The following is an 18,964-nucleotide window of genomic DNA, read 5'->3' on the forward strand; positions in this document are numbered from 1 at the left end:
TGCATGAAATACTTATTTATAATAATATGTTTTATACATGCTACGGGATGTTTGGGCCAGGGGATATCCGGATCCGAACTCCTGGATAAGGCTATTGAATATCATGACCCCAACAACAATTGGCACTCCTTTAAGAATGATTTTACAGTGACCATGGAATCGCCCAAAGGGGATATCCGAAAAAGCCTCATCAACATTGACCGGCCCGCATCCTCCTTTAAGTTGACCACAAATATGGCTGGGAAAACCCTGGAACAGATTATGGTCAGGGATACATGTATTTTGAAAATTGATGGTAAGGCCATTATCTCAGAAAAAGATAGGGCAACCCATAATATCTCCTGTGAGCGGTCCAAAAAAATGAGGGATTACTACACCTATCTCTATGGCCTTCCAATGAAATTAAAAGACCCGGGGACCCTTTTAGACCCACTTGTTGATACCAAAACCTTTAAAGGCAAGAACTATTTGGTACTAAAGGTTACTTATTCAAAGGAAGTGGGAACAGATACCTGGTATTTTTATTTTAATCCTTCCAGCTATGCCATGGAAGCCTATCAATTCTTCCATGATGAATCCAAAAATGATGGTGAATACATTCTATTATCAGGAGAAGAGATAATCAACAATGTAAAAATTCCTAAGACTAGGGCATGGTACTACAATAAAAACGATCAATATTTAGGAACGGACATTTTGAGTAAACTATCTCAGGGCAAGCCCGCGAGGCATTGAAAGAAAATTCAAATTTGATTTCGACGCAAGCGTCAGAGCATTTAAATCTTGATTATCGAGTAAAACCCCCTAATGACCTATCTATAAAAATTCATTTCATCCATATATTTCCAGACTCTTTCCGGAAGCATAGGTCTTACATTTTTACCCAATTTATGTTGCGCCCTAATAAAGGTGGAGGATATTTCCATGATTGGAGCATCCACCCGTTGGATCCTATCGTGATTCTTAAAACGATGCACCACTTCCCCTTCGGATATCCTTGGGTAGACATAAATGTAATGGTTTTCCAAAATTACCTCAAAGTTCTTCCATTTATGTAGCCCTTTTAAATTATCCTCCCCCATTATCAAACAAAAATCATGTTTATCATCATATTTTTCAAGAAGATAGGCAAGGGTGTTTACTGTATAATTGGGCTGGGGCAGATCAAACTCAATTTTGCTAGGTTTTAATTTGGGATAATCCAGGGTAGCTTCGGTTACCAGCTGATAACGATGATGATTGTCCAGCAGGCTTTTCTTGGTTTTAAAAGGACTTTGTGGAGTAACCACAAACCAGACCTCGTCCAGATCGGAAAACTCTACCATATAATTGGCTATCACCAAATGCCCTATATGGATCGGATTGAAGGTGCCAAAATAAAGTCCAATTTTTTTATTCATACGAAACTTGATGCAGTATCATTATTCAAGGAGTACACTAATCCTATTTGCGAGGGCCAATCTGTACCAGACCCTGTTTCCTATATTTTACTTTTAACTTCAACACCTACATATTCTGCCACCAATTTATGGGCCTCATTCAAAGCGGTATCCAAATCGTAATTCTTAATCACCGCATCGAACTGAGGGGCGGTCGCCAACTCTACCGAAGCTTTCGCAATCCGCATATTTATTTTATCCTCGGATTCCGTACTGCGTTTTTTCAACCTAATTTTGAGTTCATCAACACTGGGAGGTTTCACAAAAACGGCAAGTGTCTGATCAGGAAACTTCTTCTTTATCCGCAGACCCCCAACTACATCTATATCAAAAATGACATTTTTACCCTCTGCCCAAAGTCGGTCTACCTCACTTTTTAAGGTCCCATAGAAATTGTCCCTATAGACTTCCTCCCATTCCAAAAAATCATCATTTTTAATATGTCTCTTAAATTCGGACAAGGTCATAAAATAATAATGCTCCCCATGCTTTTCCTTACCTCTCCTAGGCCGGGAGGTAGCTGAAATGGAAAAAGCCAAATTTAGCTCTGGCTGGTTTAATAGATGTTTGACAATGGTAGTTTTTCCACTGCCCGAAGGGGCAGAAAAAATAATTAATTTTCCTCCTTTCATTATAAAACGTTAAGCATTTGTTCTTTGATCTTTTCCAATTCATCCTTCATTTGCACGACCAACTGTTGCATTGGGGCAAAGTTTGCCTTGGAACCAATGGTATTGATTTCCCTCCCTATTTCCTGACTTATAAAGCCTAGCTTCTTACCATTGGAGTCATCAGATTTAAGCGTAGCGGCAAAATAATCCAAGTGATTTAGCAAACGGACCTTTTCTTCCGTAATATCATATTTCTCAAGATAATATATCAGCTCTTGTTCAAAGCGATTGGTATCCAGATCGGCCTTTAGGTCCGCCACGGCCTTCTCCAGTCGCTCCCTGATCGTTAGAAGCCTATCGGGGTCCATTTGTGCCACTTGTTCCAATAAGTTCTTTAAAACACTTATTCTGGCCTCAAAATCGGCTTCCAAAACCTTTCCCTCCTCCGTTCTAAAAATGTTTATTTCCTTAAGGGCTTCCTCCAAGGATTCCTTAATGATCTTATATTCCTCTTCATCAATATCCTCCCGTTCCGTTTTCATAGTATCGGGCATTCGCATAGCAATTTCCAACAAACCCATTTCATTGCCCGAAACAATATGTCCCAATTGCTTCATATATTGCCTTACTACCACTTCGTTCACCTCTGAAGAGGTCTCTGCACCCGTATTTTCTATATAAAGTCCGAAATCTACCTTGCCCCTGACCAATGAACCTGCAATAGTCCTGCGCAGTTCCAATTCCTTTTCCCTATAGGTGGATGGTATTCTAGCATTTAAATCGAGACTTTTACTGTTCAGCGATTTAATTTCGATGGTAATTTTTTTCGAAGGAAGTTGAATAACATGCTTCCCAAACCCTGTCATAGATTGGATCATAAAATATTTTTAGAATTTGTCAAAGGTAATTAAAATTGAGGTTTGTATATCTCGATAGTCCAGTACTGTCCAAAGTAGTTCATGGAGACCATAAACACCATTTTGAACACTTCCCTAATTGGGTTTACCACCTTTATGAATTCGTTTCCCATTTTTATCAAAATTATCCGCCAATTGCTGTTCGCACCAAAATATGCCTACAAATGCAGCAACCACAAGGAAAAAAATGGAAATACCAAAGGACCATGGAGGAGAAATGAAATAAGTGGCCGCACCTACTATCAAGGAGGACACGCCCACATAAAAAAACATTTTGGCTCCTATTTTGTTACCAAAATCCCATGTCTCTTGATTCCTCATACTTTTCCTTGTACGGTAACCATAAATAAAATTAATGCTTTTGGGAGGGAATGCCCTATAGTACCAGGAAAAAATAATAAATAGTAGACCGGGCCCTGTGGCTCCAAGAAAAAACACCCATTCCATTTAAAGTTCCCTTACCCAAATATTCCTATAGCTAACCCTACTATTGTCCCCATGGTCCTGTAGTCTTAAAGGCCCCTTGCCATGTGCAGGGTTTTTGGGCCAGCCAATATAGGGAGTGGTTCCCTTAATTTCAACATTGTCCTGAATCAGTACGCCATTATGTAAAACCGTTATGGTCCCAGATTTAATTTTATCCCCTTCATCATTGAATTCAGGAGCATGATAAATAATATCATATATATTCCATTCCCCTGTGGGCACCGAAGCCATGGCGAGGGGCACGTGCTGCTTGTAAATAGAGCCCACCTGTCCATTAACATAGGTGTCATTATCATTGTTGTCCAAGACCTGTACCTCATACAGCCCATTTAAAAAGACACCGCTATTGCCCCTACTTTGACCTTTACCCTGTATTTCCGCAGGAGATTTCCATTCCAGGTGCAATTGAATACTTCCAAAGTTTTGTACCGTCTGTATATCCCCTGTTTTATTATTAACAGTCATACTGCCATCATTGTTCACTATCCATTTGGCCGCGGTACTATCCCTTGAGCTGATCCAATTATCCAAATTGTCCCCGCCAAAAAGTACAATGGCATCACTGGGAACTTTTTTTATGGGGTCATAGGGATTAACTACAGCTGGTACTGGTTTATACAATTCGGTCTCCTCAGGAGTAGTGGGTTCTATACCTGCATATTCCGAATGAACCACAATCTCTTCCCCCCCGGTTTCTGTTCCCCTTGACTCCAAGGCATCCACCGAAACTTTATCCTTACAGGCCAAAACCAAAATCGATAAAAAAGGGATAAAAATTAGTCTTATTCCCATAAGCATTCCAATATAGATTTAGTCCAATGATTTAATTTTAATATTTCTATAGGACACTATATCCCCGTGATCCTGTAAACCTATTTTTCCAGTTCTATACTTCCCAAAATGTTCGGAACCCTTAAATTTGGATTTGGAGATCATAGCCTCCCATTCCTCTCCGTGTACAGGGAAAGAAGCCACTTCCGTACCATTCAACACCACATTCCCCTTATTGGTTTTATGATTTACTGTGATAACACAGGTATTCCATTCCCCTACAGGTTTGGTAACATCCTCACTAGGACCAACCATATCGTACAAAGCTCCAGCCTGTCTTACAGGCCCATTTTTGGCGTCAGGGTGTTTTTGGTTGTCCAAAACTTGGATTTCCGGTCCGGAATGGTAGGCCTCTGGAAGACTTTCCACCTCCTTGACTCCCCAAAAAATACCACTATTACCACCTTCCGAAATTTTCCAATCTACGGATAGTACAAAGTTGGTAAAGTCTTCCTTGGTCACTAAATTGTATTTCTCCCCCTTTTTGCGCTCTTTTGGCGGATAGTATACCATGGCACCATCCTCTATTTTCCAGGCATCCCCTACACCATCCTCCAAGTACCTTTTCCAGGCATCGAAATTTGTCCCATCAAAAAGTACTTGCCATTCGTTTTCCATGACATTGGTAGCTGGGGTTTCTTGCTCCGAATTGGTCACAGCATCCGAATCTACGGTCTTTTTGTCCGATTTTTCCTTACATCCCATTACCATAACGGCGATCAAGCTGCTAAATATTAATTTTTTCATTTCCCTTATATTTATTTTAAAGTCCTAATATTTTCTTCAATACTGATTTATCTATGGCCGCCCCGGCGAAATCATCAAAGGTCTTTTCAGTGGCTTCAATAATATGCTCTTGGATAAACTTGGCGCCTTCCCTAGCTCCCTGCTCCGGGCTCTTTATACAACACTCCCATTCCATCACGGCCCACACATCGCATCCGTACTGGGTTAATTTAGAGAAAATGGATTTGAAATCTATTTGCCCATCCCCTAATGAACGATATCTTCCTGCCCTGTCGCCCCAATCATTAAAGCCCCCAAAGGCACCTTTTTTTCCAGTTGGATTAAATTCGGAGTCCTTAACGTGAAAAGATTTTATGAATTCGTGATAATGGTCTATATAGGCAATGTAATCTAACTGCTGAAGTACAAAATGGCTAGGATCGTACAAAATATTAACACGTTTATGGTTCCCGGTGGCCGCCAAAAAACGTTCAAAAGTATCCCCATCATGTAGATCTTCACCTGGATGAATTTCGTAACATACGTCCACACCTTCCTTGTCAAAGTGATCCAGAATGGGCAACCATCTTTTGGCCAGTTCTTCAAAGCCCATTTCTACCAATCCTGCAGGTCTTTGAGGCCAAGGATGGGCGGTATGCCAAAGTAGGGAGCCAGAGAAGGTGGCATGTGCATTTAGTCCAAGCCTACGACTCGCCGTGGCCCCTTTTTTAACAACATCAATGGCCCATTCGGTTCGTGCCTTTGGATTATTCTTCACCTGGTCCGGCGCAAAGTTGTCGAACATCAAATCGTAGGCAGGATTCACTGCTACCAATTGTCCTTGCAAATGGGTGGACAACTCTGTAATTTCCAATCCATAGGAATTTATCTTTCCCTTTAGCTCATCACAGTAAGTCTGACTCTCGGCAGCCTTATCCAAATCGATTAGAAAATCTACCCATGTAGGTATTTGTATTCCCTTATATCCTAAATCGGATGCCCATTTACACAAGCCATCCAAGGAATTGAATGGTGCTTTTTCATCAACAAATTGCGCTAAAAATACTGCCGGCCCTTTAATTGTCTTCATTTTGATTTTTTATTAAGTATAATTGAAAATAACCTCTGTTAACATTTAGGATAAAAATCCTATATTTAAAGTTTGTAGCATATACCTACAAATGCGAAGTCATAAATATAGGAAAAGCATCAGAATTAAAACAAGAAATTTAGAATGAATCAAGGTGAAATATTTGATGCCATTGTTGTAGGTACTGGAATTAGTGGGGGCTGGGCAGCTAAAGAACTTTGTGAGAATGGGTTAAGGACTTTGGTGCTGGAAAGAGGTCGAATGGTAAAGCATATCGAAGATTATCCCACAATGAACGACGATCCCTGGGATTATCAGTTAAAAGGTGAATTATCCAAAACGGATAGGGAGAAATATCACATACAAAGTAGGTTGAATTGGGCACCGGTGGAAAGCAATAAGCATTTCTTTGTAAACGACCTGGAGCATCCTTACGTTGAAACCAAACGGTTTGATTGGATTAGAGGATATCAGGTGGGCGGACGTTCCTTAACATGGGGCAGACAGAGTTACCGATGGAGTGATATTGATTTTGAAGCCAACAAAAAGGAGGGTATTGGTATTGATTGGCCTGTTAGATATAGGGACATTGCGCCCTGGTATGACAAAGTTGAGGAATATATAGGGGTAAGTGGTGAGCCCCTGGGGCTAAAGCAATTGCCCGATGGCAAATTTCAACCCGCCATGAAATTAAATTGTGTAGAGGAAGACTTTCAAAAATCTATCGAGGAAACATTTGATGACGGCCGTTTGGTGACCATTGGCCGTACGGCACATATTACAGATCCAAATGCAGATTTTGAAGGTCGTGGAGTATGTCAAAATCGAGATAGATGCTGGCGCGGCTGCCCTTTCGGAGGCTATTTTAGCAGCAATTCATCCACTTTGCCGGCCGCCGAAAGAACGGGCAATATGACGCTCAGACCCAATTCCATTGTTTACGAAGTTGTCTATGACGATAAAACAAAAAGAGCGACCGGCGTAAAGGTGATAGATGCGGAGACCAACGAAAAAATGGAGTTCAAAGCCCGTATTATTTTTCTTTGTGCGTCATCCATGGCCTCTGTGGGTATTTTATTGCAATCTAAAAGTGAACGCTTCCCAAACGGTCTTGGAAATGACTCGGATGCCTTGGGAAGAGGAATTATGGACCATCACTATAAATTAGGGGCAACCGCTAATGTAGATGGATATTTGGACAAATATTATAAGGGTCGCCGTGCCAATGGTTTTTATATTCCCCGATTTGTAAATTTGGACGAAAGGACCAAACGTGATGGGTATATTCGTGGCTTCGGGTTTCAAGGTACGGCCAGTAGAGGTGATTGGTCGGAAGCCATTGGGGAATTGGGATTTGGAAAAGAACTCAAGGAAACCATACTAAAGCCAGGGCATTGGACCATAGGTGTCACCGGTTTTGGTGAATTCCTTCCCTATGATGACAACAGGGTTACCTTAAGCCCTACTGAAAAAGATAAATGGGGGCTTCCACAACTGGCCTTTGATGTAGAGTTTAAGGAGAACGAATTGAATATGCGCAAGGATATCATAAAAGTTATTGTGGAAATGTTTGAAGCGGCAGGATTTAAAGATGTAAACGCCTATGAGGAAGCTTCCGGGCCAGGATTGGGAATCCATGAAATGGGCGGTGCCCGTATGGGGCACGACCCCAAAACTTCAATCCTGAACAAAAACAATCAAGTACATCTCGTTCCCAATGTTTACGTCACCGATGGTGCTTTTATGACCTCTTCAAATTGTGTAAATCCCTCATTGACCTATATGGCATTTACCGCCAGGGCTGCAAATCATGCTGCCAAACAATTGAAAGAGGGTACATTTTCATAATATCCTTCGAGAAATAATTAATGTTTTAAATCGTTACTGTTAAACCTTAGACCTAATTAAAATGGACAATGCTTCGGCTAGAAATATGTGGGGTGATTTTTTGGATGCCCACTTGGAATTTGCTTTTGAAGAAGCCCCTAAAGTGTTACACTTTAGCGACAATGAACAAGATGCAGACCACGGGGTGGAACTGGTCATCAAAAACCTTAAGAAAGCGACCACCTTTTCCCTTTTGGGCCTGCAATACAGAAAAGAGCCACTTCCCAAAATAGGTGCCTTTATAATCCTTACGGATTGGAGCGGCAAAGCAAAATGTATCATTAGGACAACAGCTGTAAAACTAAAGCCGTTCTTTAGTATTAGCAAAGAGTATGTACAATTGGACTGCTTGGGCGATAAAAGTCTGGAACATTGGAAAAAGTTCCATTGGGATTATTTCTCACGTGAATTGGCCCCTTTTGAACGTGTTCCTCGAGAAAGTATGATCGTGGTCTGTGTAGAGTTTGAAAAAATATACGGATGAGAATCCTTTACATTAAAAAGGGCCGCAAATGCGACCCTTTTTTTTATACCCAATCGCGTATTATTTTAAATTGATCCAAACGTTGCCCTTTTTGTTGGATTCCACAGTGCTCTCTATAAAATCGAGCCCGCGAACACCATCCATCATGGTTGGGAATTCTCCATCGTTATATTTTTGCCCTCGAATAGCCCTTGCAACACCCAAATAAATATTGGCCATGGAATCAAAGATACCTTCGGGATGCCCTGCAGGTAATTTTGTTCCATCCAAGGACAACTTGGAATTATAGGCATGACCAGGCTTATAAACCTGAAGCGGTTTATCGTCGCTCAGCACATAAAGGTAATTGGGATTTTCCTGCTCCCATCTCAGTCCACCTTTCTCACCATAAATAGCAATGGAAAGTCGGTTCTCCTCCCCGGTAGCAACCTGGCTGGAGCGTATAACCCCTTTCACATGTTTGTCCATACGGATCAATACCGTACCGTCCACATCCATTTGGTTATCTTCATATAAATAATTGAAATCTGCCAAAATGGATTTGATGGTCAATCCCGTAGTATATTCAATCATATTAAAGGCATGCACCCCTATATCTCCCATACAGGAACTGATCCCGGCCTTCTTAGGGTCCAATCTCCAAACCGTTGAACGTTTGTCCTTGTCATGGATAATGGAGTTGATCCACCCTTGATAATACTGTGCGTCCACCTTATGTATCTTCCCTATGGCGCCGGACTTTATCATTTCCCGCATTTGTCTAACCATAGGATATCCCGTATAGGTATGGGTAACCGCAAAAACCGTCTTGGCCTTTTCCAAGGTAGCCTGTAAAATTTTGGCTTCCTCGTAAGTGGTGGTCATGGGCTTTTCACAAATTACGTGAAACCCATTTTCCAACAACTTTTTAGCCATAGGAAAATGCAAAAAGTTAGGGGTCAGCACCGAACAAACCTGTATACGCTCTGTCTCTGGAAGTTTCAATTCCTCTTCCACCAAGGTGTCAAAATCCTTATAGATTCTATTGGTAGGCACATCTATTTCCTTGGCAAAAGCAACATTTTCCTCAAAAACAGGGTTGAAAACCGCTCCAACAATCTCGTAATTATCATTGATCTGTGATGCCACCCGATGCAGCACCCCAATAAGGGAGTCTCCTCCACCCCCCAAAATTCCTAATCTAATTTTCTTGCTCATAATGTATTTATTCCTAAGTTACTCTTTATACTCAACTTCTACGTTCTTAAAAAATATTGCGAACAACAACATTGCCCCTAAGGCAAAAACAGCAGGAAATGTCCAAATATTGGTCCAACTGTGTATCCCTTCACCAATTACATAACTATCCGTTATAGTTCCTGCCACCCAAAAACCAATCAACATTCCAACCCCATAGGTAGCCAAGGTTATCAATCCCTGGGCCGCACTCTTAAATTTGTCACCTGCCTTGGAATCCGTATAAATTTGTCCTGAAACAAAGAAAAAATCATAACAAATTCCATGAAGGGCTATCCCCAAAATTAACATAAATGCCAAATCTCCAGCATTACCGTATGCAAATAACAGATACCTAATGGTCCATGCCAACATTCCGGCAATCAAAGTATTTTTAAATCCAAATTTCTTGAAAAAATATGGCAATAACAACATAAATAAAACTTCCGAACCCTGGCCAATGGTCATTTTACCGGTGGGATTTTCCATTCCGATCTCCGACAAAAACGGGTTGGCATTTTGGTAATAAAAGGCCAATGGAATACAGATTAAAATAGATGAAAGAAAGAAAATAAAAAAGTTCCTATCCTTTAGGAGTTTTAGGGCATCCAGCCCCAAAATACCCGAAATGGATACCTTTTCACCGGTTTTTACCTTTGGTGGCGTTTTGGGCAGGGTAAAGCTAAAAATCCCTAAGGCCGCTGATGCAATGGCCACCATTAAAAATGTATTTTTCAAAAGACCTTGTTCCCTAGAAGTTTCCGAATCCCATAGGAACACAAAACTAATTATGAGTCCGGCCACTATCCAACCTACGGTACCAAAAACCCTCACAAAAGAAAACTCCTTGGCAGGATTCTTCATCTGACTAAAGGAAATTGAATTCACCAAGGCCAAAGTTGGCATATATAGAATCATGTATCCAAGTACATATGGATAGAAACCAGCAAAATCGACCGCCATATACATTTGATACATCATTATCGCGCCAAGAAGGTGCAAAACCCCTAAAATGCGCTCTGCATTGAAATATCTATCCGCTATTAAGCCAATGATAAAAGGTGCAATTATGGCCCCCCAGGATTGGGTGGAATATGCCATTGCCGATTCTGCACCCGTGGCCTTGAGATTCTGCCCCAAAAAAGTGCCAAGTGTTACAAACCAACCTCCCCAAATAAAAAATTCGAGGAACATCATTAAGGACAACTGAACTTTGGTCTTTACATTCACGTTATTGTAGGTATATTTAGCGTTTATAAGTTGCGTAATCCAAGACCAAGGGCTCAATGGAGTTGTTTCTAAAATCAATGGAAATTTGTGCCCTGTGATGGGTGGAATGGTTTATGATATGAAATAACATATCCTGTATGGTATTGGTAAACAATCTACCCTGCGAATTCTCATAATCCAAGCGCTTTTCAAAACTATCCACATTGGTGATTATTTCAAAAGAGCTTCTTTGATTTTCATAATGCAGGTCGCCCCAATCTTTTAACGATTGTAACTGAAATACACCATACTCCACTTTTTTACCAAGAATTCTGGCGTTCCATATATGGTGTGCATTTAATATATGACTGAACAGTTCCGTTGTCCTTTCTGGAACGTTTTCCAGTCTTTGGCACTCTTCAATCAATTTCTTATTGCAATAAAAGTTATAATCGAACAGTTGATTGAAAAAAGCCTTCATAAAAATAATGCTAATTAAGTTCCTTACCAGCTTTTATCAATAGATCCCTGGTGGCGATTATTCCCTGCTCCTCACTGAGCACGCTACCTTCATACTCCACGCCTATAAAACCGGTATAACCGGCATCCTTGACGATTTTAAGTATTCTAGGGTAGTCCAATTTGGTTTCATTGCCCTCGGCATCAAAATTGTAAGATTTGGCACTTACTGCCAAGGCGTGTGGCATTAACTCACTAATACCTTTGTAAATGTCATATTCCTGGGCGCAACCATCCTTCGACCTCTCAATGCAAAAGTTACCAAAATCGGGTAGGGTGCCACAATTATCCATATTTACCTTGGTCATAACCTCTGCCAACATAACGGCATTGGACGATAGACCACCATGATTCTCCACCAAAATCTCAATATTTTTATCCTTGGCATAGGTAGCCAACTGGGTTAGACCATCCACAGAACTGGCAACCCATTCATCGGGAACCTTGCTTCCGGAAAGGTTGACCCTAATAGCATGGCAACCCATGTCTGCAGCAGCATCTACCCACTTGTAATGATTTTCAACAGCCTTCTTTCTTTTTTGTGCATCCGGTGTGGCAAGATCTCCTTGACCATCGATCATTATCAACACGTTTTGCATTCCATGTTTTTTGCTTTCGGCATTGCATTTTTCCACGAAAGAAGCCATGGCTTCCTTGGAAAAATTGGCAGCCTCCAATTCCTTATAATAAAGGGCACTTACATACTCCAATCCAGTAAAACCCCAATTCTTGGCCTTTTCGGCAAATGTATATGGATCCACACCATCTTCACGCACCATTTTATGCATTGACCATTGCGCGAGCGACAATTTAAAAAAAGGTTCCGTAGCCTTCATGGACACTTCCGGGGTTCCTACATCTTTGGGCTGCTCCTTGGGGGCTTCCTTACAGGACAAGGCACCCATTAACAAGGCAACCAAAACCACCTTGACACCTTTTGAATTTAAATTTTTTTGCTTCATTTTTAAGTTTTGAGATTATATCCGAGAATTAATAATTACTATAACGTTATAGTGCCATAGTATTAATATATATAGGGTTTAAATGTAAAAAATTAATTTTATATTTAATAAATTTATTAAATAAACAATTTCATAAATGAGCAAATTCAATAACAATGAAGTGCAGGATTCGTATGATGCAATTGTCGTGGGTACGGGTATTAGCGGAGGATGGGCCGCTAAAGAACTATGTGAAAAAGGACTCAAAACCCTAGTGTTGGAGCGCGGAAGGATGGTGAAGCATATCGAAGATTATGAGACGGCCAATTTGGATCCCTGGGATTTTCCGAATGCCGGCGAACCAACCAAGGAAGATATTAAAAAACAGCCCAAACAGAATAGAACTGGATATACCACCAATGCCGCCAGTAAAATGTGGTTTGTAAATGATTTGGAACACCCTTATAATGAAATAAGGCGATTTGATTGGATGAGAGGTTACCACCTAGGGGGGCGCTCCTTACAATGGGGACGCCAAAGTTACCGCTGGAGCGACATCGATTTTACCGCCAATCAAAGGGAAGGTATAGCCGTCGATTGGCCAGTGCGCTATAAGGACATTGCACCGTGGTATTCAAAAGTGGAAAACTTTATCGGCGTTAGCGGGGAAGCACTTAACCTACCTCAATTGCCCGATAGCGATTTTCTACCGGCCATGGAAATGAATTGTGTGGAAGAACATTTTAAAAACAAAGTAACCGAAGGTTTTGACGACCGTGCCGTAACCATAGGTCGGGTTGCCCATATTACCGGTACCAAAAATTTTGACGGCCGTACCAAATGTCAATATAGAAATAGATGTATCAGAGGCTGTCCTTTTGGAGGCTATTTCAGTAGTTTGTCATCTACCCTACCGGCCGCAGAGGCAACGGGAAATATGACGTTGCGGACGGACTCCATTGTTCACGAAGTAATATATGACCCCGATACCAAGAAGGCTACAGGAGTAAAGGTCATAGACAGGTTGACCAAGGAAGCCTTTGAATTTAAGGCAAAGGTAATTTTCTTGTGTGCCTCGGCCATAGCGTCTACCTCTATTTTAATGCAATCCAAATCCGATCGTTTTCCAAATGGTTTGGGCAACGACTCGGATCAATTGGGACGTAACATTATGGACCACCATCTAGGAGTAGGTGCTTCCGGTAAATTTGATGGCTTTGAGGACAAATATTACAAAGGCCGAAGACCCAATGGGATCTATATTCCTAGATTTAGGAACCTTGGGGGTGCTTCCGATAGAAAAGATTACAAGCGTGGTTTCGGTTATCAAGGTGGAGCCAGCAGAGGTAATTGGGAAGAAACGGTTGCAGAACTCTCTTACGGAAAAGAATTTAAGGAAAACATGCTTAAACCGGGTGGATGGAGAATGGGAATTGGCGGTTTTGGCGAAGTACTCCCTTATGAAGATAACAGGATGACCTTGGATTATGACAAACTGGATAGCTGGGGACTCCCCACGATAACCTTTGATGCCGATTTACAGGAAAACGAATTCAACATGCGTAAGGATATGCAGGAATCTGCAGTGGAAATGTTGGAAAAAGCTGGATTACGGGATGTAAAGGGACATGATGGACCAACCGGTTTGGGTCTGGGCATTCACGAAATGGGTACTGCCAGAATGGGACGTAACAGAAAAACCTCCGTACTAAACGGTAACAACCAATTACACGATGTACCCAATGTATATGTTACCGATGGGGCATTTATGACCTCGGCCAGTTGTGTTAACCCATCATTGACCTACATGGCCTTCACCGCCAGGGCAGCCGACCATGCGGTAAAAGAACTTAAAAAAGGAAATATATAATGGATAGAAGAAAAGCACTAAAAAATATGGGGCTGGCATTAGGATATACGGTAGCCACCCCAACCTTGATCAGCATCGTACAAAGTTGTAAAAAAGATACTGCCAATGTATGGACTCCGGATTTTTTAACCTCCGCCGAAGGAGCTGTTCTGACCCATTTGGTAGATATAATAATGCCTAAGACCGATACGCCTTCAGCTTCCGAAGTGCAGGTCCATATCTTTATAGATCGCTTTGCCGATCAGGTAATGGAAAAGGAGCAACAGGATCTTTTAAAAATGACTATGGGAAAATTCATGGAGAAGGCCCTGCAAAATTCCGGCAAGATGGAAATTGCAGACCTGACCCCCGAAGATTTGGAACCGGTCTTGGCCATTGCCCTCAAAATTTCCAAAGCCGATCAAGCCAAAAACTTTAAGGCTATAAGTTCTTATACAGAAGCTGTTAAGAATGGCCAAACAGCCACCTTGGATGATGATGTGTCTAGATTTGCCTTTGCCAATAATTTAAGGGGGTTGGTTATCTGGGGCTACAAGTCGTCTGAGTTTGTAGGAGAAAATGTATTGCCCTATTTACCGGTACCTGGTGAATTTATAGCCTGTGGAGACCTTCAGGAACTGAGCGGGGGAAAAGTTTGGTCGTTATAAATAATCAAGACAATTTTCAAAAAAGCTAAAAGGACTGGGATAGCCAATACATTGCAGTTCTTTTAGCATTATTTTATCAAAATATTCCAACTATATCCAAAAAAAATGAAAAGAAGAGATTTTATACAAAAAACAGCCCTAACCGGCAGTGCGGTTACCCTAGGAGGTTCTTTAGCCTATGGAACCAACACTGGTTTGGATTTGAAACATACGTTCAACCTAAAATACGCTCCCCATTTTGGAATGTTCAAGAACCTTGCTGGCGAAGACCTTATTGACCAGATAAACTTTATGGCCGATCAAGGGTTTACGGCGTTTGAAGATAATGGTATGATGGGCAGGGATGTAGCAACCCAAACGAAAATCGGTGAAACCTTGGCCAAACGCAATATGACCATGGGGGTTTTTGTGATAGACAAGGGTGGCAATATGGCCAACACCTTGGCTGCCGGCAAACAGGAATACATCGATATCTTTTTGGATGGATGCAGAAGAGCCGTTGAGGTTGCCAAACGCGTCAACGCCAAGTGGATGACCGTTGTACCAGGTGGATTTGAAAGGAAACTGCCGATCGGTATTCAAGATGGCAATGTTATTGAAGCATTAAAAAGGGGGGCTGAAATTTTGGAACCCCATGGCTTGGTAATGGTCCTTGAACCATTATCGGACTCTCCGGATCTGTATTTACAAAATTCCGATCAGACCTATATGATCTGTAAAGGAGTGGACAGTCCTTCCTGCAAAATATTGTTCGACATTTACCATATGCAGAAAACAGAAGGACATCTAATCCACAATATGGAACTTACCTGGGATGAGATCGACTATATCCAAATAGGGGATAATCCAGGTAGAAAAGAGCCAACTACAGGAGAAATTAATTATAAAAACGTATTTAAATACATCCATAGCAAGGGATTTAAAGGAGTTCTGGGAATGGAACACGGCAATTCCAGACCGGACAAGGAAGGAGAACTGGCGGTTATAAATGCCTACAAATCGGAAGATAATTTTTTGTAGTCCAAACTACCTTTCAAGGTTCCTGGGCCATCAATTTAACTTAGTATTCAGAAAGTTTCCATCTTGTTTCCACGTCAAAGGATCAGGATGGAACTTTATTTTTACACCATAACAATGTACTTGATATTATTTGTCCTAGGCAGAATAATATATCACCATCATTTCAAAAAATGAGAAGGGTAAACTACGTTATATTATTGTTTTTGAGTTAATTATAATCTATTTTTTAATTCTTACCGTATATAACTATATACTCATTAATACAGGTAAAGTGGACAATTACATTACAATTCTGGTTATATACTGCATAGCGTACCTATGCGCATTTGTACTAAAGCCCTATATATCCAATAGATAGGAATACCCTCCTTATTGCAATAGGGAAGGGTTATTTTGAATAATTCCCATTTGCCAAGGACAAAAAAATCCCCGAAGAGATCTACGGGGATTTTTTTGTTTCTCCAATATGCCAAATAAGCCATTTAGGAGCCACACATTAAACAATCGTCATCTGCTTGTCCCTCCTTTGCCTTAGCGATCAATTCCTTCATCTCAGCGGCCGTCATAGGTTGAACATCCACCTCCTGGGTGTTGGCAGAAGTGGCCTCGACCTTTATAGTCTTTGCTACGGCAGGGGCTACTATTGTGGCCTCCATTGGCGCCTCAACCACTGGCACTTCCTGTTTCTTTGAATTATCCAAAGTGAATTTAATGGCATCTGCAGCTGCCTTGGTCCTTAAATAGTACATTCCAGTTTTAAGTCCGCTCTTCCAGGCATAGAAATGCATTGATGTCAATTTTGAATAGTTTGCGTTTTCCATGAACAGGTTTAGGGACTGGCTCTGATCTATGAAATAACCGCGTTGTCTGGACATATCAATAATATCCTTCATACTTAATTCCCAAACCGTTTTGTACAACTCCTTAATATCCGCGGGAATATTATCAATATGCTGTACGGATCCATTGGCACGCATCAATTCCTGCTTCATATTTTCGTTCCAAAGTCCAAGACCAACCAAATCTTCCAACAAGTGCTTATTCACTACAATAAACTCGCCGGACAGCACCCTACGGGTGTAGATATTGGATGTATAAGGTTCAAAACATTCATTGTTACCTAGTATTTGCGATGTGGAAGCTGTAGGCATTGGAGCTACCAACAAGGAGTTACGAACGCCATTCTTTTTTACTTCTTTGCGCAATTTTCCCCAATCCCATCTACCGGACAACTCCTCATCCTTAACTCCCCACAAATTGTGCTGGAATTCCCCTTTGGATATTGGGGAACCTTCATAGGTAGAATAAGCACCTTCCTCTTTTGCCATTTCCATGGAAGCGGTAACTGCGGCAAAATAAAGCGTCTCAAAAATCTCTTGGTTCAGTTCCTTGGCCGCATCACTGGTAAATGGCAATCTCAACATTATAAAGGCATCTGCCAAACCTTGAACGCCCAAACCAATTGGCCTATGTCGCATATTGGAATTTTCGGCCTCCTTGATGGGGTAATAATTTCTATCTATTACCCTATTTAGATTTTTGGTTACACGTTTTGTAACCCTAAATAACTCTTTATGATCAAACTCTCCATTCTTAATAAACATGGGGAGTGCAATGGAAGCCAAATTACAGACCGCCACTTCGTCCGGGGAGGTATACTCCAAAATTTCCGTACAAAGATTGGACGAACGGATAGTACCCAAATTCTGTTGGTTACTCTTCCTATTGGCAGCATCCTTATAAAGCATATACGGTGTTCCGGTCTCTATCTGCGATTCCAAAATCTTCTCCCAAAGCTCACGGGCCTTTACGGTTTTACGCCCTTTGCTTTCCGCTTCATACTTAGTGTACAATCTCTCAAATTCCTCACTATGATGGTTAAAGAGGCCGGGGCATTCATTGGGACACATGAGGGTCCAATTTTCATTGGCTTCAACCCTCTTCATAAATAAATCCGGAATCCACATAGCATAAAAAAGGTCTCTGGCCCTCATCTCTTCCTTTCCGTGATTTTTCTTTAAGTCCAAGAAATCATATATGTCCGCATGCCATGGTTCCACATAAATTGCAAAACTACCCTTACGCTTTCCACCCCCCTGATCTACGTACCTTGCAGTATCGTTAAAGACCTGTAGCATGGGTACAATACCATTGGAGGTCCCGTTGGTACCTGCAATATAGGATCCTGTAGCCCTTACATTGTGGATAGAAAGACCTATCCCCCCTGCGGATTGTGAAATTTTTGCCGTTTGTTTTAGGGTATCATAAATACCATCAATACTATCGTCTTTCATTGCCAAGAGGAAACAGGAAGACATTTGAGGTTTTGGGGTCCCTGAATTAAATAAAGTAGGAGTAGCATGGGTGAAATATTTTTTGGACATCAACTCATAAGTCTCCAGGGCCGAATCCAGATCGTTCAAGTGAATCCCGATGGAAACCCTCATGAGCATATGCTGTGGCCTTTCGGCTATCTTTCCATTCAGTTTCAAAAGATAGGACCGTTCCAAAGTCTTAAATCCGAAATAATCGTAGCCAAAATCCCGGTTATAAATAATGGTCGAATCCAACCTATCTGCATTCTCGGCAACAACCTTATACACCTCATCGGATAGCAAAGGTGCCTTTTTCCCTGTTCTGGGATTAACATACTCATAAAGATCCTTCATCGTTTCCGAAAAGGATTTCTTGGTATTCTTATGTAGGTTGGAAACAGAAATACGGGCCGCCAATTTTGCATAATCCGGATGGGAGGTAGTCATTGTAGCTGCAATCTCGGCCGCTAGATTGTCCAGCTCCGAAGTAGTTACCCCATCATAAAGTCCTTCAATAACCCGCATGGCCACCTTTAATGGATCTACAAGGTCATTTAGTCCATAACACAATTTTCTTACTCTAGCCGTGATCTTATCGAACATCATCAGCTCTTTTCTTCCGTCTCTTTTTACTACATACATGTTGCTACAATTTTTTTAAAATGATACATAATTTTGGGTTATGGCCCAATATGTTAAAAACATTAACATATCAAATTCATCGCATAAAAATCCCCTTATAACCCAAAGGGGATTT

The 18,964-nt window shown here is 41.2% G+C and carries 18 protein-coding genes; 6 read left to right on the forward strand and 12 right to left on the reverse strand.

Going from position 1 to position 18,964, the window contains the following annotated elements; all coding sequences use genetic code 11:
• Positions 1-3: 3 nt before the first annotated feature.
• The gene (locus C7972_RS10305; RefSeq protein ID WP_110356102.1) at positions 4-735 is read left to right on the forward strand and encodes a DUF6503 family protein; all 732 of its coding nucleotides are present in this window, start codon (positions 4-6) and stop codon (positions 733-735) included.
• Between the two features lie 77 nt (positions 736-812).
• Here C7972_RS10305 and nadD read toward each other — a convergent pair whose 3' ends face one another.
• From nadD to C7972_RS10340, 7 genes are all read right to left on the reverse strand, one after another.
• Positions 813-1,400 (reverse strand): nicotinate (nicotinamide) nucleotide adenylyltransferase, encoded by a 588-nt coding sequence (gene nadD, locus C7972_RS10310; RefSeq protein ID WP_110356103.1) that lies wholly within the window; start codon positions 1,398-1,400, stop codon positions 813-815.
• An 80-nt stretch (positions 1,401-1,480) separates the two neighbouring features.
• Positions 1,481-2,071: a guanylate kinase gene (gene gmk / locus C7972_RS10315; protein ID WP_110356104.1), complete on the reverse strand. Its 591-nt coding sequence runs from the start codon at positions 2,069-2,071 to the stop codon at positions 1,481-1,483.
• Entirely contained in the window at positions 2,071-2,928 is an 858-nt protein-coding gene (locus C7972_RS10320; RefSeq protein WP_110356105.1) for a YicC/YloC family endoribonuclease, read from the reverse strand. The genes gmk and C7972_RS10320 overlap by 1 nt, the downstream gene beginning before the upstream one ends.
• A gap of 114 nt (positions 2,929-3,042) precedes the next feature.
• Positions 3,043-3,414 carry an SdpI family protein gene (locus C7972_RS10325; RefSeq protein WP_110356106.1) on the reverse strand — a complete coding sequence of 124 codons (372 nt, stop codon included), beginning with the start codon at positions 3,412-3,414 and terminating at the stop codon, positions 3,043-3,045.
• Positions 3,415-4,245, reverse strand: a complete 831-nt coding sequence (locus tag C7972_RS10330) for a DUF1080 domain-containing protein (RefSeq protein WP_110356295.1) — start codon at positions 4,243-4,245, stop codon at positions 3,415-3,417.
• A gap of 18 nt (positions 4,246-4,263) precedes the next feature.
• Positions 4,264-5,031 (reverse strand): DUF1080 domain-containing protein, encoded by a 768-nt coding sequence (locus tag C7972_RS10335; protein WP_110356107.1) that lies wholly within the window; start codon positions 5,029-5,031, stop codon positions 4,264-4,266.
• A 16-nt stretch (positions 5,032-5,047) separates the two neighbouring features.
• On the reverse strand, positions 5,048-6,100 hold the full coding sequence (locus C7972_RS10340) for a sugar phosphate isomerase/epimerase (protein ID WP_110356108.1): 1,053 nt from the start codon (positions 6,098-6,100) through the stop codon (positions 5,048-5,050).
• A 144-nt stretch (positions 6,101-6,244) separates the two neighbouring features.
• On the opposite strand from C7972_RS10340, the gene C7972_RS10345 reads away from it, so the two are divergent.
• Both C7972_RS10345 and C7972_RS10350 read left to right on the forward strand, forming a co-directional pair.
• Positions 6,245-7,948, forward strand: coding sequence for a GMC oxidoreductase (locus tag C7972_RS10345; protein WP_110356109.1), 1,704 nt, complete (start codon positions 6,245-6,247; stop codon positions 7,946-7,948).
• Between the two features lie 61 nt (positions 7,949-8,009).
• Entirely contained in the window at positions 8,010-8,471 is a 462-nt protein-coding gene (locus C7972_RS10350) for an ASCH domain-containing protein (protein ID WP_110356110.1), read from the forward strand.
• Positions 8,472-8,531: 60 nt separating this feature from the next.
• On the opposite strand, the gene C7972_RS10355 is transcribed toward C7972_RS10350, so the two are convergent.
• The 4 genes from C7972_RS10355 to C7972_RS10370 are packed head-to-tail and all read right to left on the reverse strand — an operon-like array spanning position 8,532 to position 12,376.
• Positions 8,532-9,668, reverse strand: coding sequence for a Gfo/Idh/MocA family protein (locus C7972_RS10355; protein WP_110356111.1), 1,137 nt, complete (start codon positions 9,666-9,668; stop codon positions 8,532-8,534).
• Between the two features lie 18 nt (positions 9,669-9,686).
• Positions 9,687-10,916: a nucleoside permease gene (locus C7972_RS10360; protein WP_110356112.1), complete on the reverse strand. Its 1,230-nt coding sequence runs from the start codon at positions 10,914-10,916 to the stop codon at positions 9,687-9,689.
• Positions 10,917-10,932: 16 nt separating this feature from the next.
• Positions 10,933-11,376: a DinB family protein gene (locus tag C7972_RS10365; RefSeq protein ID WP_110356113.1), complete on the reverse strand. Its 444-nt coding sequence runs from the start codon at positions 11,374-11,376 to the stop codon at positions 10,933-10,935.
• 10 nt (positions 11,377-11,386) lie between these two features.
• The gene (locus tag C7972_RS10370) at positions 11,387-12,376 is read right to left on the reverse strand and encodes a sugar phosphate isomerase/epimerase (RefSeq protein WP_110356114.1); all 990 of its coding nucleotides are present in this window, start codon (positions 12,374-12,376) and stop codon (positions 11,387-11,389) included.
• Between the two features lie 136 nt (positions 12,377-12,512).
• On the opposite strand from C7972_RS10370, the gene C7972_RS10375 reads away from it, so the two are divergent.
• The 3 genes from C7972_RS10375 (at position 12,513) to C7972_RS10385 (ending at position 15,892) form a co-directional block, all read left to right on the forward strand.
• The gene (locus C7972_RS10375; RefSeq protein ID WP_110356115.1) at positions 12,513-14,225 is read left to right on the forward strand and encodes a GMC oxidoreductase; all 1,713 of its coding nucleotides are present in this window, start codon (positions 12,513-12,515) and stop codon (positions 14,223-14,225) included.
• On the forward strand, positions 14,225-14,872 hold the full coding sequence (locus C7972_RS10380) for a gluconate 2-dehydrogenase subunit 3 family protein (RefSeq protein ID WP_110356116.1): 648 nt from the start codon (positions 14,225-14,227) through the stop codon (positions 14,870-14,872). The genes C7972_RS10375 and C7972_RS10380 overlap by 1 nt, the downstream gene beginning before the upstream one ends.
• 105 nt (positions 14,873-14,977) lie before the next feature.
• Positions 14,978-15,892 carry a hydroxypyruvate isomerase family protein gene (locus C7972_RS10385; RefSeq protein ID WP_110356117.1) on the forward strand — a complete coding sequence of 305 codons (915 nt, stop codon included), beginning with the start codon at positions 14,978-14,980 and terminating at the stop codon, positions 15,890-15,892.
• Between the two features lie 482 nt (positions 15,893-16,374).
• Here C7972_RS10385 and C7972_RS10395 read toward each other — a convergent pair whose 3' ends face one another.
• Positions 16,375-18,849 carry a ribonucleoside-diphosphate reductase subunit alpha gene (locus tag C7972_RS10395; protein ID WP_110356119.1) on the reverse strand — a complete coding sequence of 825 codons (2,475 nt, stop codon included), beginning with the start codon at positions 18,847-18,849 and terminating at the stop codon, positions 16,375-16,377.
• Between the last annotated feature and the right edge of the window lie 115 nt (positions 18,850-18,964).

It is taken from the genome of Arenibacter sp. ARW7G5Y1 (assembly GCF_003201775.1).
Taxonomy (GTDB): domain Bacteria; phylum Bacteroidota; class Bacteroidia; order Flavobacteriales; family Flavobacteriaceae; genus Arenibacter.